The sequence below is a fragment of the Rothia sp. HMSC064F07 genome (genome assembly GCF_001837265.1).
Classification (GTDB): domain Bacteria; phylum Actinomycetota; class Actinomycetes; order Actinomycetales; family Micrococcaceae; genus Rothia; species Rothia mucilaginosa.
The window spans coordinates 267,569-281,478 of record NZ_KV831921.1; the positions used below are offsets into that span (position 1 = coordinate 267,569).

A 13,910-nucleotide genomic window follows, 5' to 3' on the forward strand; every position below is an offset into this window, starting at 1 on the left:
GGCGGTAGAATTAGAGTCGTATGAATTCTAAGAACACCCCCGTATCTGATACCGAAAAGCTGCCCAGCGATGAGCAGCTACGCCGCACCGTAGACCGCGTTCTGGGCCGCTCCCAGGCGGCCGCCTCTGTCACGACGTATGACGCCGCCGGTACCGCGCATCACAGCGATAATTCTTCCAGCACCCACGGCAACAATAGCCGCCGTGTGCTGGATACTCGTGCGCGCGAAATTTCTGACGTTCAGCGCGGGCACTCCGAATATGACGGTGACCAGGAAGATCTCGCTGAGCGCCGCGCACTGCGCCGTATCGCGAACCTCTCCACCGAACTTGAAGACGTCACCGAGGTCGAGTACCGCCAGCTGCGCCTGGAGCGCGTGGTGCTGGCTGGCCTGTGGACTGAAGGCACCGTAGAGGACGCAGAGAACTCCCTGCGTGAGCTCGCGGCACTGGCTGAAACCGCAGGTTCCGAGGTTCTGGACGGCCTGGTTCAGCGCCGCCTCAAGCCGGACCCCGGCACCTTCCTCGGCTCCGGTAAGGCGCTGGAACTCAAGGACATTGTCGAGGCGACCGGCGCCGACACCGTCATTGTCGACTCCGAACTGGCTCCCTCGCAGCGTCGTGCCCTCGAAGATATCGTGAAGGTCAAGGTCATTGACCGCACCGCCCTGATTCTCGACATTTTCGCTCAGCACGCTAAGTCCCGCGAGGGTAAGGCGCAGGTTGAGCTGGCTCAGCTGGAGTACATGCTGCCGCGTCTGCGTGGTTGGGGTGCCTCCCTGTCCCGTCAGGCGGGTGGCCGCGCCGCAGCCGGTGAGGGTATCGGTTCGCGTGGTCCCGGTGAAACCAAGATTGAGATGGACCGCCGCCGCCTGCGCGCTCGCATGGCGAAGCTTAAGCGTGAGATTGCTGCGATGGCGCCGGCGCGTGAGACGAAGCGTCTGAACCGTCGCCGTAACCGCGTGCCTTCGGTGGCTATCGCCGGGTACACGAACGCGGGTAAGTCCTCCCTGCTGAACCGCCTGACCGACGCCGGCGTGCTCGTGGAGAACGCGCTGTTTGCGACCCTGGACCCGACCGTCCGTAAGGCTCAGACTCCGGACGGTATCGGCTACACCCTCTCTGACACGGTGGGTTTCGTGCGTTCGCTGCCGACCCAGCTGGTGGAGGCGTTCCGCTCCACCCTGGAAGAGGTCGCTGACGCTGACGTTATCCTGCACGTGGTGGATGCTTCGCACCCGGACCCGGAGGGGCAGATTCGTGCTGTCCGCGAGGTCATCGCGGAGGTCGACGCCCGCCATATCCCCGAGATCATTGTGCTGAATAAGGCGGATGCCGCCGACCCGTTCGTGCTGGAGCGTATGCGCCAGCGCGAGCCGGAGCACGTGATTGTTTCGGCGCGTACCGGTGAGGGTATTGAGGAGCTGAAGCAGAAGATTGCGGACACCATTCCGCGCCCCTCCATTGAGGTGAAGCTGCTGATTCCGTACTCGCACGGTGAGATTATTTCGCGCCTGCACGAGTGGGACGCCGAAATTAAGAGCACCGATTTCGTATCGGACGGCACCTTCGTGGTGGCGCTGGTTCGTGAGGATGTCGCCTCCGAACTGTCCGAGTATGTGCTGGAGGGCGACCTGCTGGAGGTCTTGGAAGAGGAACTTGCGGAGGCACACGCCCTGGCTGAAGCGACCGCTTCTGTTTCCGAACAGCCCTCTAACTCTGAGGCTCTCTAGGAGCGGATGAGCGTGACCGAGAGCATCAACGCGCCCAAAAACGCCCCGGAAACTTTGCCCGGATCGGCAACCGACGGCACCCGATTTACCGGGCAGGAGCTTGAGACCCTGCCCGGTGCGAAGGACGCCCTGACCCTGCTGGATGAGGCGGTTGCCGCCACTGGCGGTCAGAATCGTGCCGGTCAGCGCACCATGGCGGCGCATGTGGCGCAGGCTCTTGAACTGCAGCGTCACCTGCTGGTCCAGGCGGGTACCGGTACCGGTAAGTCCCTGGGCTACCTGGTTCCTGCCCTGGCGCGGGTGGGGGAGTCGGACCAGCCGATTGTGGTTGCGACGGCGACCCTTGCCCTGCAGGCGCAGATCGTGAACCGCGATATTCCGCGTCTTCTACAAGCGCTGGAGCCGCGCCCTGAATCGCAGGCGCAGGTGGCTCTGCTCAAGGGCCGCAATAACTACCTCTGCCTGCACAAGCTGGAGGGCGGCTACCCGGAAGACGAGCCGGATGCTCTCTTTGACATGCCTTCTTCGACCTCCCGCGTGGGTGAGGAAGTGGTGCGCCTGCGCGAGTGGGCCGACCGCACGGAGACCGGCGACCGTGACGAGCTGAAGCCCGGCGTCTCTGACCGCGCATGGGCTCAGGTATCGGTGAGCGCCGCCGAGTGTCTGGGCCGCCGCTGCCCGCTGGTGGAAGAGTGCTTTAGCGAGATGGCGCGTAGCCGTGCCGCTGAAGCTGATATCGTCATCACGAACCACGCCCTGCTGGCGATTAACGCTTTCGAGGGCATGAAGGTTCTGCCCGAACATGAGACGGTCATTATTGATGAGGCTCATGAGCTGGTGGACCGCGTGACCGGTGCCGTGTCTGGTTCTTTGACGGTTGCGATGGTTCGCCGTGCGGCGCGTAGCGTAAAGAAGCATTCGAAGGCTGATTCCGGCGCACTGGAAATGGCTGCCGGCACCTTGGAGACCGCGTTCGAGGGTCTTGCCGAAGGCCTGCTGAAGGGCCTGGACGGTCGCCTTTTGACCGCTATTTCTGCGGTCAATGATGCTGCCCGCACCGCCCTGTCCGATACGAAGCCGGACGGTCAGGATGTTGACGCCGGCCTGCAGATGGCGCGCTCGCGTGTCTCTGAGGTGCACGATATGAGTAGCCGCATTCTGGAGGCTTCGGGCGAGCAGGACGTGCTGTGGATTTCTCGTCAGGGCGGTTGGGAGAATGGCCGCTATGTGGCTGCTTCCGATACCGACCCGGCGACCCTAAACATCGCCCCCTTGAGTGTTGGCCTACAGCTACGTGATGGCCTGTTCGCTGACCGCACCGTGATTTTGACGAGTGCGACCCTGACGGTGGGTGACTCTTTCGACGTTGCCGCCGGTGCCCTGGGACTGCAGGGCGAGGGCGCGCCGCGCTGGACGAGCATCGACGTAGGTTCGCCTTTCGACTACCGCAAACAGGGCATCATGTACGTTGCCGGGGATTTGAAGCCTCCGGGATTCGGTGTGCACGAGGGCCAGCTGGATCGTCTGCGTGAGCTGTGCGAGGCGTCGGAGGGCGGTGCCCTGGGCCTGTTCTCCTCGAAGCGTGCCGCTGAGCGTGCCGCCGAGTACATGCGTGAGCACAGCGACCTGAACATTCTTCTGCAGGGTGAGTCTTCGCTCAAGGCTCTGGTGGAGGAGTTCAGCGAGGACGTTGACTCATGCCTGTTCGGAACGATGAGCCTGTGGCAGGGCGTGGACGTTCCCGGTGACTCTTGCCGCCTGGTGGTGATGGACCGCATCCCGTTCCCCCGCCCGGATGACCCGATTGCGCAGGCTCGTACGGAGGCGGTGAACCGTCATCGCGGTAACGGCTTTATGGCGGTTTCTGCTCACCACGCGGCGATTCGTATGGCGCAGGGCGCGGGTCGCCTGATCCGTTCGGTGTCTGACCGCGGCGTGGTGGCTGTGCTGGATTCTCGCGTGGCGACTAAACGCTACGGCGGTTTCTTGATGAAGGCGATGCCGCCGATGTGGTCGACGCAGAATAAGGCTGCGGTGACCGGCGCGTTGGCTCGTCTTTCGGCGAGTATTGAGCGTTAGCTCGGGCAAGATTCATCCCTGGCTACGCCGCCTCTTTCGCTTTGGAGATATCCGCTTCGGAAATATAGAAATCACCCCGGTGATACGTGAACATTCACGTATCACCGGGGTGATTTCTATATGGAGCTAAAAGCCTCGCGGCTATGTCTTTTAGAGGCTGTGCTGTCTAGAGACTGCGCAGCACGGAGACGACCTTACCCATGACGGTTGCGCGGTCGCCCATAATCGGCTCGTAGTTGGAGTTGCGCGGCATGAGCCAGGTATGGCCGTCGACCTGACGGAACACCTTCACGGTTGCCTCGTCGTCAAGTAGCGCAGCAACAATATCGCCGTTGTCTGCGGTGTGCTGCTCGCGGACAACCACCCAGTCGCCGTCGCAGATTGCGGCGTCAATCATGGAATCACCCTTGACCTTGAGCATGAACAGCTTGCCGCTACCGACCAGCTGGCGGGGCAGAGCGAGCACATCCTCCACGGACTGCTCGGCAGTGATGGGACCGCCCGCTGCAATTCGTCCAACCAGGGGAACGGGTACGAGGTCTTCATCGCCGACTTCGAAGTTCGGCAGCTCGGGCAGGGACGAGGAGGAGTTACCGTGCATGCCGACGCCGTTCTCATCCAGCACCTCAATGGCGCGGGGGAGCTTGGGGTCGCGGCGAATGTAGCCCATGGTCTCGAGGCGACCGAGCTGGTGAGTGACCGAGGACAGGGACGCAAGGCCCACCATGTCACCAATCTGGCGCATGGACGGCGGGTAACCCTTTTGTTCAATCTCGGTGCGGATCGCGTCAAGAATCTTCTGCTGGCGCGCGGTCAGCGCCGGACGGGGTGCTGTTGCCATTTCTTTTCCTTCGGTCTGTGCCCCGATTTCTGTATTCCGGTCTCTGCAGTCTGTTTGAGACACAGTCCGGTCGGGGCACGGATGGGTGCTTCACACGTTTTCTGATGGTGTCCTAAAAATTTTTTGGTTCTGCCGAAATGGGTCTTATCTCGTCAGGGGGTGGAGGAATTCTATCCGTGCCGGAGCGATACGCGGGTAACGAGTATGCGCCTCCGCCCTATAAAACTCAGCCAGCAGCACCTGCATTCGATACAGAACCAAGCTGTAACGGGTACAGAAACCTGCTGTGAGTAGGACTCATCAGGAGCGTGTGGAACGTCTCTTGACACCAGTGTAGAACACTGCACCGAAAAACTCAAACAAATATTCTAGATTTTTTCTTCGAAACTCGAAGAAATTTTTAGTACATCTCTGCTAGACTTTAGAACAAGAGTTCGTATATACTCTTGAATCTCTCCTGAAATTCAGGATTTGCGGGTGGATGTTCGAAAAATATTCGAAGATTCGACCCGGGGTCTTCCGGGAGAGGAAAGTGAATGAGTGTTCGAATGTATTCGAATCCTCTGCCTCTCTTCGCATGATCTACCTCGGATGCTCTAGGGAGCATCTGGCGAAGAGAGAGCGCAGGGGATGGGGCTCCGGGGTAACCCAGCACAGCCCGGTGCATCCGACGCTCTGACCTAACTAGAGAATAGCTACCCAATAGTTATCGCCTAACAATCACCACTCCATAGTTATCACTCAACTAGGACCTCCGAGCGGGTATCGCTCGGCATTGCTAGACCCGCGGGGTAACCCCGGGGCGAGCTGAGAGAAAGGAACCACAATGACTACTGCAGCACCTATTGCTTCTCGTGGCACTTCTGCACACCTTCCGGCAGGTTTGGTGGTACTTCACCCCGCCCGCACTGCGTCCGCCAGCACCGTGTCCGCCCGCACCGTGCAGGGGCGTTCTCGTGTGCCTGCGTCTTCGCAGTCTGTTCGCTCTTCTCGTGCGGCTCATGCACCCCGTCCTGCGCAGGTTGCTCAGCCCGCCCACGCTCCCGCCGTTTCTGCCTCTGCTGCTTCTACCCCCGCCGTTTCTGCTCAGACATCTTCTGTGGCTCAGGCGCCTGGAGCGAAGAGTGTTCTTCTGGCTAAGGGAGGCGAGCTTCTGCGCTCGGTTCCCGGTTCTATTCGTCGTCTTGGCACTGTACGCGGTTTCCTGAAGGGCCTGCCTCTGCTGACCTTGGCGGCACTGATTGTGCTCGGCGCTATTAGCTTCTTTGGTCCGGCGGCTTCTGCCTCCGTGGAGAACGCTTCGGTGAGTCGAACCGTCGTTGTGGTCAAGCACGGTGAGACCCTGTGGGATATTGCTCAGGCGGTGGATCCGCAAGGTGACACCCGTGATACTGTGGTTCGTATTATGGAGTTGAACTCGTTGACCAGCACCTCTGTTGATGCCGGTCAGCGTCTGGAAATTCCTCAGACTCAGCGCTAAGCATGGACCCGCGTGTGGTTGGCTTCTGCATGAGGTTGATGTCTTGACTCCGAATCCTCTATCTCTCAAGCTAGAGCGCTTGAGCCGAATTCTTGAGCCTATGAAATAGGAGCGCACCGATGCCTGTTCCCGTTGAATCCACACCCGTCGAAACTGAATCTGTACAGAGTGCTCAGACCGCTCGTCCTGTGGTTGCTGTTTTAGGGGATCCCGGAACTCGTGGCGCCCTGGTGAAGCTTCTTCAGGATGCGGGGGCGGAGGTCATCGTGACCGCTGTGCCAGAGCAGCTGCGTGAGGCTGACGGCATGGTGGTTACTGGCGGTGCGAGCTCTCTTGAGGCGTATGAAGATCTGAAAGCTAAGGACGCTGAGCGCGTGATTGGTCGCCGTGTTGCTGGCGGTCGTCCGGTGTTGGCTGCCGGTGCGGCACTGAGCTGCCTCTTCGATTCGGTTACGGTGGAGCATCCGCAGATGGGGCAGGTTCAGGTGCAGTGTATGGGGGAGTGGCCCGGTGAGAGCGTGGAGCTTTCTACCCGCGACTTGGTGCCCGGTGTTTCTACCCTGCGTTCTTCCTCCGATAGTGCGCTGCTCAAGGATCTTGAGGGCGAGGCTCACTTCAAATCTGAGCACGGCGTTTTTGAGTGGGCTTTTGATCAGAGCATTGAATATATTGCCCCTCCGGCAGTGACTTGGACTGTCACCGAGCCCGCCTATATCGCGGCGGTTGAGAACGGTCCGCTGACGGCGGTGCAGTTCTGCCCGGTGGGCTCTGGCGAGCTGGGGGCGGATTTTATGCGCCGCTGGGTTGCGTCCCTGGCGGTGACCGGTCGCCTGTCTTCTGAGTCTCTGTCTTCTGGCGACTCCGCTACTGCTGCGGGAGGTAACTAATGTCTGCACCCGTTCTTGAACTTCTGCCCGCTGTTGATATTTCTGAAGGTTACGCGGTGCGCCCGGTGGGTGGCACCCTGTCCGGTGGTGAGCAGCGCCTCGACCCTGTTGAGGCGGCTCTGACCTGGGTGAAGTCTGGTGCTCGCTGGATTCACCTGGTTGACCTTGATTTGGCATTTGGTCGCGGCACGAATACTGAGGTTCTGGCTGAGGTGATTGCCGCCGTCCGTGCCGAGAATGCCCGCGGCTCCGCTCCGGTTCGTATTCAGGTCAGCGGCGGTGTGCGTAATGCTGAGAGTCTGGAGCGCGCCCTGAGCCTGAACCCGGATCGCGTGAACGTGACCAGCGCGGCTCTAGCGGATTCTTCCTGGCTTGAAGGCACTCTGGCTCGTTACGCCGATTCTGATCTTCTGGCTCTTGGCCTCGATGCCCGCTATAACCCTGAGCGGGGCTGGGTGACGGTGGCTCGCGGTACCGACTGGTCGGGCCCTGATTTGGCGGAGGCGCTGGCGTGGCTGGAGAGCGCGGGTGTGCGCCGCTATATCGTCACGGATGTGAGCAAGGACGGTTCCCTGGCGGGTCCCGGTGCGGAGCTGCTGGATGAGGTGCTGGCTCAGACTGCCTGCCGGGTGGTGGCGTCCGGTGGTGTGGCGTCGCTGGCTGATCTTGAGAAGCTTCGTTCTATGGTGCCTCATGGTTTGGAGGGCGTGGTGCTTGGTAAGGCGCTGTATGTGGGCAACTTTAGTTTTGAGCAGGCTCTTGAGGTTGCTGGTTCCCGCTAAAGCTACCGGTTCGCGCTAGTCCGCTTATCTAGCCCGCGTAGATTTCTTATCCGCACAGGCTCGCACAGGCTTTATATGTGACGAAGCCCCGTCTTCCTCAGTACGAGGGAGGCGGGGCTTCGTGATGACATAAACCAGGGGCGGCTTAGTGGACCAGCTGGTTTAGCGTGCATTCTGGTTTAGTACACGTGCTGGTTTAGTACACCGGGCCGGTGAGCTTTTCGCCGGGGCCCTTGCCGGGTTCGTCCGGGAAGGGGGATGCTTCGCGGAATGCGAGCTGCAGGGTGCGCAGGCCGTCGCGCAGGGGTGCTGCGTGCTGGGAGCCGATTTCGGGTGCTGCGGCGGTGACGAGGCCTGCCAGTGCGGTGATGAGCTTGCGTGCTTCGTCGAGGTCCTTGAGGTCGTCGGCGTTTTCGTCTGCTACTAGGCCGCACTTGACGGCTGCGGCGCTCATCATGTGGATGGCTGCGGAGCTGATGATTTCGATGGCGGGTACGTCTGCGATGTCGCGCAGCTGTTCGTTGACGGCTTCGACCTGCTCTTCGGTGAGTTCGGTGTGGCCGTGTACGGGGGTTTCTTCTTCCGCGGTGAAGCGGAAGTTCGTGTTTTCAGTGCTCATAGTCTTAGAATCTCATATTTCGTTTGTTTCGGTAAATGCGTCCTTAAGAGTGGGTGCTTCTGTGGACTTTCTGGGGGAGTCCCCGCAATTTTTATGGTGTTTTGCGTCTAATTCCTTGCGTCTGTCGGGGATTCTGCGGTATGGTTGTAGGCAGTTTGCAAGTGGAGCATGCCTCCCACCCGGTTGACCGCCGCAGGCGTTTGTTTGCGAGTTTTGAGGTGAACGGGTTTGTCCGCCGCTTTCAGCGTACGCTGGTTTGTGCCTCCGCTTGTGTAACTGCGGGGGCTTTTTTAGTGCCCGCAACGGATAGTATTCACGGGGAAACCCACAGAGCACAGGAGCTAGTCATTAGCGAACCACGCATTAACGATCGTATCCGCGTTCCCGAGGTCCGTCTTGTCGGTCCCGGTGGCGAGCAGGTAGGCGTTGTCCCTCTGAAGGACGCTCTGCGTCTGGCTGAGGACGCCGAACTCGACCTGGTCGAGGTTGCCCCGAACGCGAAGCCGCCCGTGTGCAAGCTCATGGATTACGGTAAGTACAAGTACGAAGCCGCAATCAAGGCTCGTGAATCCCGCAAGAAGCAGGCTAATGCCGTTCTGAAGGAGATCCGTTTCCGCCTGAAGATTGATACCCACGACTACGAAACCAAGGTTGGACACGCTCGTCGTTTCCTTTCCGGTGGTGACAAGGTCAAGGCAATGATTCAGTTCCGTGGTCGTGAGCAGCAGCGCCCCGAGATGGGTGTGCGTCTGCTGGAGCGTCTGGCGGCTGAGCTGGCTGAGGTGAGCACCGTTGAGTCTCGCCCCCGTCAGGATGGCCGCAACATGGTGATGGTTCTGGCTCCGCTTCGCGGTAAGGCAGAAGCTCGCCGTGAGCAGGGCGCCGGCGGTCGCAAGGGTCGCGAGCGTATTGACACGACCAAGGCGAAGCCCGTAACTAATTCTCTGGCAGACGCTATGCCTGCCGAGCTGAAGGCACAGGCTTCCGCCGAGTAGGGAACCGGGTCGTCACTTTAGGATGGGCACGCGCCTCCACCGTTGGGTGGGTGTTGCGGGTTCACCCGGTGCCGGTTCCGAGGCACCTCGTCAGGGGTGCCTCACCTTTGGTCCTTGGGGCTGATGCGTGTATCGCTCAACCCCACTAAGCTCCCCCGCCGTTGTGGCGGGGGATGAATGTAAGGAGAACGGCAGCTATGCCGAAGCAGAAGACCCACTCTGGTGCTAAGAAGCGCTTCAAGCTCACCGGTAGCGGCAAGGTTAAGCGCCAGCAGGCGAACCGCCGCCACTACCTGGAGCACAAGTCCTCTCGTCTGACCCGTCGTCTGGCTTCTGACCAGATCGTTACCGGCGGCCAGGCAAAGGTTGTCAAGAAGATGCTGGGTAAGTAAGCAACGCTTACTCTCTGCACCTGGCGCACCGATAGTGGTGCGCACTGATTAAAGACTCGCTCCTGTTCAGCGTGATATGTGAGCTGTTCAGGACATAAGACGAAGGAGACACACGTGGCACGTGTGAAGCGCGCGGTTAACGCGCACAAGAAGCGCCGTACTATTCTCGATCGTGCATCCGGCTACCGCGGTCAGCGTTCTCGCCTGTACCGTAAGGCTAAGGAGCAGGTCACTCACTCGCTGGTTTACAGCTACGACCACCGTCGTAAGAAGAAGGGTGACTTCCGTCGCCTGTGGATCCAGCGTATCAACGCTGCTTCCCGCGCACAGGGCCTGACCTACAACCGCTTCATCCAGGGCCTGAAGGCTGCTGGTGTTGAGGTTGACCGCCGTATGCTGGCTGAGCTGGCTGTGAACGAGCCCGCTGCCTTCAACGCACTGGTTGAGATTGCTAAGAACAACCTGCCCGAGGACACCTCGGCTCCCAAGGCTTAATTAGCCTAGGTTGTGTGCTTCTGCCTCGAAGATTTAGGTTCGGGGTGGGATGCTCAAGCGTCGTGAGCGGCCGTCTGCACTTTTGAGTGTGGGCGGCCGCTTTCTGCGTATCTGGGGGCTCTTGTGACTGTTCTGCTTGTGGCTGTTGTGCTTCTGACTGTTCTGCGTTCTTTGGGTGCGTCTTTGCCTGTACCCTTTAAGAGTGAACTTTTTTGAACGTATTAGTACCCCCGTTGTGATGTCCAATCCGCAGGCAGATCGTGTGCGCGATATTGCGAAGCTGCGTACCCGCGCTACTCGCACGAAGAAGGGCCAGTTCCTGGTGGAAGGCCCGCAGGCTGTGCGTGAGGCGTTGAAGGCGCATCTGAAGAAGCCGATTCTGGATGCTGTCTACGTTACGGAGGCGGCTTTTGACCGTCATGAGGATATTGCTGAGCTGCTGGAGCAGGTGTACGGTACTCCTACCCCGGAGGAGGGTCGCCGCGTCTTTATGCGTGTGGTGACCGATGAGGTGCTGGAGGCGATGGCTGATTCGGTGAGCCCGCAGGGTATTATTGCGGTTTCCTTTATGGTGGATGCGTCGTTCTCGCTGCTGTGGGGTGAGGGCGCGTTGAACCCGAAGCTGATTGCTGTGCTGTCTCGTGTGCAGGACCCGGGTAATGCGGGCACGATTCTTCGTGTGGCTGATGCTGCCGGCGCGGACCTGGTGATTACGACTAAGGGTTCGGTTGATTTGTATAACCCGAAGACGGTGCGTTCTACTGCGGGTTCGCTGTTCCATGTGCCGATTATTCAGCGCGTGCAGTTGGAGGATTTCGCGGAGGATGTGAAGTCTCAGGGTACTGCCGTGTTGGCTGCGGATGGCTATGGTGCGGTGAATCTGCAGGAGCTGAGCGAGTACACTGCGGCTCGTCGTGCCGGTGTGGAGGCGAACGCCCCGTCCGGTGTGAAGGGTAATTTTGATCTTTCGAAGCCGACAATGTGGCTTTTCGGGAATGAAGCTCAGGGTTTGAACGTTGAAGAGAAGGCTGCCGCCACTATGCGTGTGGCTGTTCCTGTCTATGGTTCGGCTGAGTCTTTGAACGTGGGTACGGCTGCTGCTGTGTGTCTGTATGCTTCGGCGATGGCTCAGCGCGGCGTTTCCCGCTAGGTTTTCTTGGTTGGGCGGTTCGTGGCTGTGATGCAGCGGCGGGCCGCCTTCGCCTCATAGTTTTAGAGTTTTGGTTTGGGGTTCGTAGAAAGGGAAATCATGTCTGCTCCTTCTGGTCATTCGGGTTCGGGCGCGATTATTGCCGCGCTGGGTGCGAACTTGGGTATTGCGGTGCTGAAGTTTTTGGCTTTTGCGCTGACTCGTTCTTCGTCGATGTTGGCGGAGGCTATTCATTCGGTGGCTGACTCGGGTAATCAGCTTCTGCTTCTTCTGGGCGGTCGCGCTTCGCAGAAGCAGGCTGATGAGGAGCACCCGTTTGGTTATGGCCGTAACCGCTATATTTACGCGTTTATTGTTTCGATTATTATCTTTGCCCTGGGTGGCTTGTTCGCTCTGTATGAGGGTTATGAGAAGCTGCATGACCCGCACGGTATTACTGAGTGGCAGTGGGTTCCGGTGGCTGTTCTGGTTGGTTCGATCCTGCTGGAGGGTAATTCGTTCCGCGTGGCGGTGAAGGAGTCGCGTGATCTGAAGGGCAAGCAGAGCTGGATGCGTTTCTTGCGTACTTCGAAGAACCCGGAGCTTCCGGTGCTTCTGCTGGAGGATGCGGGTGCGCTGCTGGGTCTGATTTTCGCGCTCTTTGGTGTGGGTCTGACTCTGTTGACCGGTAATGGTCTGTGGGATGCATTCGGCACCCTGGCTATTGGTGTGCTGCTGGTCTTTATTGCTGTGTTCCTTGCGGTGGAGATGAAGTCCCTGATTTTGGGTGAGGCTGCTTCTCCGGAGGATTTGGCGAAGATTCGCGCGGCGATTGAGGATGGCGACAGCGAGCGCATTATCCACATTAAGACTGTGCACCTGGGTCCTGAGGAGATTCTGGTGGCGGCAAAGATTCGCATTCATGATGCTGACACTGGTCGTGCGGTGGCTGATGAGATTGACGCGGCTGAGGTTCGTATTCGCGAGGCTGTTCCTGCGGCACGCATCATTTATTTGGAGCCGGATATTTTCCGGGCTTAGTTCTAGGAGATTTTTGTTATGACCGTTGAGATGATCGTTTATCGTTTGCTAAAGATTTTCGTTGGCCTGATCATTCTTTTGGTGTACCTGCGTCTGACTCACCGTTCTCAGGCGGGGCACCAGACCCCGATTGATACCATCGGTAACTTTGTCATCGGTGGTGTGTTCGGTGGCGTGTTGTACAGCGAGCAGATTAGCCTGTTCTACTTTGTCATCTACATGGTGTTTACGCTGTGCATGATTCAGCTGCTGAACGTGGCGACCACGAAGATTCGTTTTCTGCATATGGCGGTGCGTGAGCAGCGCGTGCCGGTCATTACGGATGGTGATATCGATATTAAGAGCTTCCAGCAGGCAGATGTGGTTCTTGATCCGATGCGCCTGATTGCTGACCTTCGTGCGCAGGGTATTTACGACCTGGAAGACATTGAGTTCGCTCAGATTGAACCGAACGGTGCGCTGAGCGTGATCCGTAAGGGTGACGGTGTGCCGAACTTTGCTCTGATTGTGAAGGGTAGCTTGGTCACTCGCGATATCGCGGATGCGCACAAGACCGAGGATTGGGTGTACCTACAGTTGCGTGCCGCTGAGGTCGAGCTTGAGGATGTCTTCCTCATGGAGTTCAAGAACGGCAACCGCCTTCTGATTCTGCTGAATGACGGCACTAATATTCGCCGTGAGGTGGCAGAAGCCTCGAATATGAATGATGAGGAAGAAGAGTGGCAGGAAGGCGTGGAGGAAGCTCCTGAGCCTGAGGATACTGAGGATGCCGAGAAGGAAGTAGCGGAGCACGCTGCTGAGGATGCGCATCCGCTGAAGGATTCTAAAGCGTAGAAGAAGGTAGAGAAAGATGAGTGAAGTGTCGCCCTCGTTTGAGGTTCAGGTGGTTGGCGCCGCCGTGGTTGATTCTTTGGTGGCTCCGACCCGTATGCTGGTGGCTCAGCGTTCTGAGCCGCAGACTGTTGCCGGCATGTGGGAGTTCCCGGGCGGTAAGGTCGAGCCGGGGGAGAGCTGCGAGCAGGCGCTGGTGCGTGAGCTGAAGGAGGAGCTGGGCGTGCAGGCGCGTTTGGGTGCTGAGGTGCCCGGCGCGTACCCGCAGGGCTGGCGTCTGAGCGAGCGTCTGGCGATGCGCGTGTTCTTTGCGGAGATTCTTTCGGGTACTCCGGATACTTTGGAAGATCACAGCGCGCTGCGGTGGATGCCGCTGCCGAAGTCTAAGGATGACGCGCAGGCGTACGATGATTTGCTGGGTTTGCCGTGGATTCCGGCGGATTTGCCGATTGTGGAAGCGCTCCTGCAGCAGCTGCAGGACACTGGCACTGGTGAGGCGTAGACCCAAGGTCTGACCTAATGCTCTGCGCTAGTTCGTTGCGAGGCTAAGTCACCGTTATGTGACATGTTCGCGGCGGTAACAGGATAAATTTTCTCTATCTTTTT

The 13,910-nt window shown here is 59.1% G+C and carries 14 protein-coding genes; 12 read left to right on the forward strand and 2 right to left on the reverse strand.

Annotated features, from left to right (window positions below):
- Nucleotides 1-20: 20 nt before the first annotated feature.
- Together hflX and HMPREF2712_RS01760 are read left to right on the forward strand one after the other, a co-directional pair.
- Nucleotides 21-1,733 carry a GTPase HflX gene (hflX, locus tag HMPREF2712_RS01755; protein WP_070819105.1) on the forward strand — a complete coding sequence of 571 codons (1,713 nt, stop codon included), beginning with the start codon at nt 21-23 and terminating at the stop codon, nt 1,731-1,733.
- Between the two features lie 6 nt (nt 1,734-1,739).
- The gene (locus HMPREF2712_RS01760; RefSeq protein ID WP_070819106.1) at nt 1,740-3,812 is read left to right on the forward strand and encodes an ATP-dependent DNA helicase; all 2,073 of its coding nucleotides are present in this window, start codon (nt 1,740-1,742) and stop codon (nt 3,810-3,812) included.
- Between the two features lie 166 nt (nt 3,813-3,978).
- Here HMPREF2712_RS01760 and lexA read toward each other — a convergent pair whose 3' ends face one another.
- Nucleotides 3,979-4,653, reverse strand: a complete 675-nt coding sequence (gene lexA / locus HMPREF2712_RS01765) for a transcriptional repressor LexA (RefSeq protein ID WP_049355153.1) — start codon at nt 4,651-4,653, stop codon at nt 3,979-3,981.
- 826 nt (nt 4,654-5,479) lie between these two features.
- Here lexA and HMPREF2712_RS08890 point away from each other — a divergent pair.
- From HMPREF2712_RS08890 to HMPREF2712_RS01780, 3 genes are all read left to right on the forward strand, one after another.
- The gene (locus tag HMPREF2712_RS08890; RefSeq protein ID WP_083323928.1) at nt 5,480-6,133 is read left to right on the forward strand and encodes a LysM peptidoglycan-binding domain-containing protein; all 654 of its coding nucleotides are present in this window, start codon (nt 5,480-5,482) and stop codon (nt 6,131-6,133) included.
- A gap of 119 nt (nt 6,134-6,252) precedes the next feature.
- A complete protein-coding gene (locus tag HMPREF2712_RS01775; protein ID WP_083323929.1) occupies nt 6,253-7,020 on the forward strand; it encodes a type 1 glutamine amidotransferase family protein in 768 nt (255 codons plus the stop codon).
- Complete coding sequence (locus HMPREF2712_RS01780; RefSeq protein ID WP_070819107.1) at nt 7,020-7,802, forward strand: HisA/HisF-related TIM barrel protein; 783 nt, start codon at nt 7,020-7,022, stop codon at nt 7,800-7,802. Before HMPREF2712_RS01775 ends, HMPREF2712_RS01780 begins: the two co-directional genes overlap by 1 nt.
- Nucleotides 7,803-7,998: 196 nt before the next feature.
- Here the strand turns inward: HMPREF2712_RS01780 and HMPREF2712_RS01785 are convergent, their stop codons facing one another.
- Entirely contained in the window at nt 7,999-8,421 is a 423-nt protein-coding gene (locus HMPREF2712_RS01785; RefSeq protein ID WP_070819108.1) for a DUF1844 domain-containing protein, read from the reverse strand.
- Between the two features lie 293 nt (nt 8,422-8,714).
- Between HMPREF2712_RS01785 and infC the strand changes: the two genes are divergently transcribed.
- From infC to HMPREF2712_RS01820, 7 genes are all read left to right on the forward strand, one after another.
- Nucleotides 8,715-9,416 carry a translation initiation factor IF-3 gene (gene infC, locus HMPREF2712_RS01790; protein WP_005507875.1) on the forward strand — a complete coding sequence of 234 codons (702 nt, stop codon included), beginning with the start codon at nt 8,715-8,717 and terminating at the stop codon, nt 9,414-9,416.
- 197 nt (nt 9,417-9,613) lie between these two features.
- Nucleotides 9,614-9,808 (forward strand): 50S ribosomal protein L35, encoded by a 195-nt coding sequence (gene rpmI, locus HMPREF2712_RS01795; protein ID WP_004006287.1) that lies wholly within the window; start codon nt 9,614-9,616, stop codon nt 9,806-9,808.
- A 114-nt stretch (nt 9,809-9,922) separates the two neighbouring features.
- Nucleotides 9,923-10,303, forward strand: coding sequence for a 50S ribosomal protein L20 (gene rplT, locus HMPREF2712_RS01800; RefSeq protein ID WP_005507127.1), 381 nt, complete (start codon nt 9,923-9,925; stop codon nt 10,301-10,303).
- 238 nt (nt 10,304-10,541) lie between these two features.
- Nucleotides 10,542-11,453, forward strand: a complete 912-nt coding sequence (locus tag HMPREF2712_RS01805) for a TrmH family RNA methyltransferase (protein WP_246828654.1) — start codon at nt 10,542-10,544, stop codon at nt 11,451-11,453.
- Nucleotides 11,454-11,552: 99 nt separating this feature from the next.
- Entirely contained in the window at nt 11,553-12,473 is a 921-nt protein-coding gene (locus HMPREF2712_RS01810) for a cation diffusion facilitator family transporter (RefSeq protein ID WP_005507873.1), read from the forward strand.
- 18 nt (nt 12,474-12,491) lie between these two features.
- Nucleotides 12,492-13,307: a DUF421 domain-containing protein gene (locus tag HMPREF2712_RS01815; protein WP_049338510.1), complete on the forward strand. Its 816-nt coding sequence runs from the start codon at nt 12,492-12,494 to the stop codon at nt 13,305-13,307.
- A 16-nt stretch (nt 13,308-13,323) separates the two neighbouring features.
- Nucleotides 13,324-13,806 (forward strand): (deoxy)nucleoside triphosphate pyrophosphohydrolase, encoded by a 483-nt coding sequence (locus HMPREF2712_RS01820; RefSeq protein WP_049338511.1) that lies wholly within the window; start codon nt 13,324-13,326, stop codon nt 13,804-13,806.
- The last annotated feature ends 104 nt before the right edge of the window (nt 13,807-13,910 follow it).

Excerpts from the sequence above, each read along its gene's own strand:
- hflX (WP_070819105.1), top strand. The coding sequence starts at position 21 with ATGAATTCTAAGAACACCCCCGTATCTGATACCGAAAAGCTGCCCAGC.
- HMPREF2712_RS01760 (WP_070819106.1), top strand. The coding sequence starts at position 1,740 with ATGAGCGTGACCGAGAGCATCAACGCGCCCAAAAACGCCCCGGAAACT.
- lexA (WP_049355153.1), bottom strand. The coding sequence starts at position 4,653 with ATGGCAACAGCACCCCGTCCGGCGCTGACCGCGCGCCAGCAGAAGATT.
- HMPREF2712_RS08890 (WP_083323928.1), top strand. The coding sequence starts at position 5,480 with ATGACTACTGCAGCACCTATTGCTTCTCGTGGCACTTCTGCACACCTT.
- HMPREF2712_RS01775 (WP_083323929.1), top strand. The coding sequence starts at position 6,253 with ATGCCTGTTCCCGTTGAATCCACACCCGTCGAAACTGAATCTGTACAG.
- HMPREF2712_RS01780 (WP_070819107.1), top strand. The coding sequence starts at position 7,020 with ATGTCTGCACCCGTTCTTGAACTTCTGCCCGCTGTTGATATTTCTGAA.
- HMPREF2712_RS01785 (WP_070819108.1), bottom strand. The coding sequence starts at position 8,421 with ATGAGCACTGAAAACACGAACTTCCGCTTCACCGCGGAAGAAGAAACC.
- rpmI (WP_004006287.1), top strand. The coding sequence starts at position 9,614 with ATGCCGAAGCAGAAGACCCACTCTGGTGCTAAGAAGCGCTTCAAGCTC.
- HMPREF2712_RS01805 (WP_246828654.1), top strand. The coding sequence starts at position 10,542 with ATGTCCAATCCGCAGGCAGATCGTGTGCGCGATATTGCGAAGCTGCGT.
- HMPREF2712_RS01810 (WP_005507873.1), top strand. The coding sequence starts at position 11,553 with ATGTCTGCTCCTTCTGGTCATTCGGGTTCGGGCGCGATTATTGCCGCG.
- HMPREF2712_RS01815 (WP_049338510.1), top strand. The coding sequence starts at position 12,492 with ATGACCGTTGAGATGATCGTTTATCGTTTGCTAAAGATTTTCGTTGGC.
- HMPREF2712_RS01820 (WP_049338511.1), top strand. The coding sequence starts at position 13,324 with ATGAGTGAAGTGTCGCCCTCGTTTGAGGTTCAGGTGGTTGGCGCCGCC.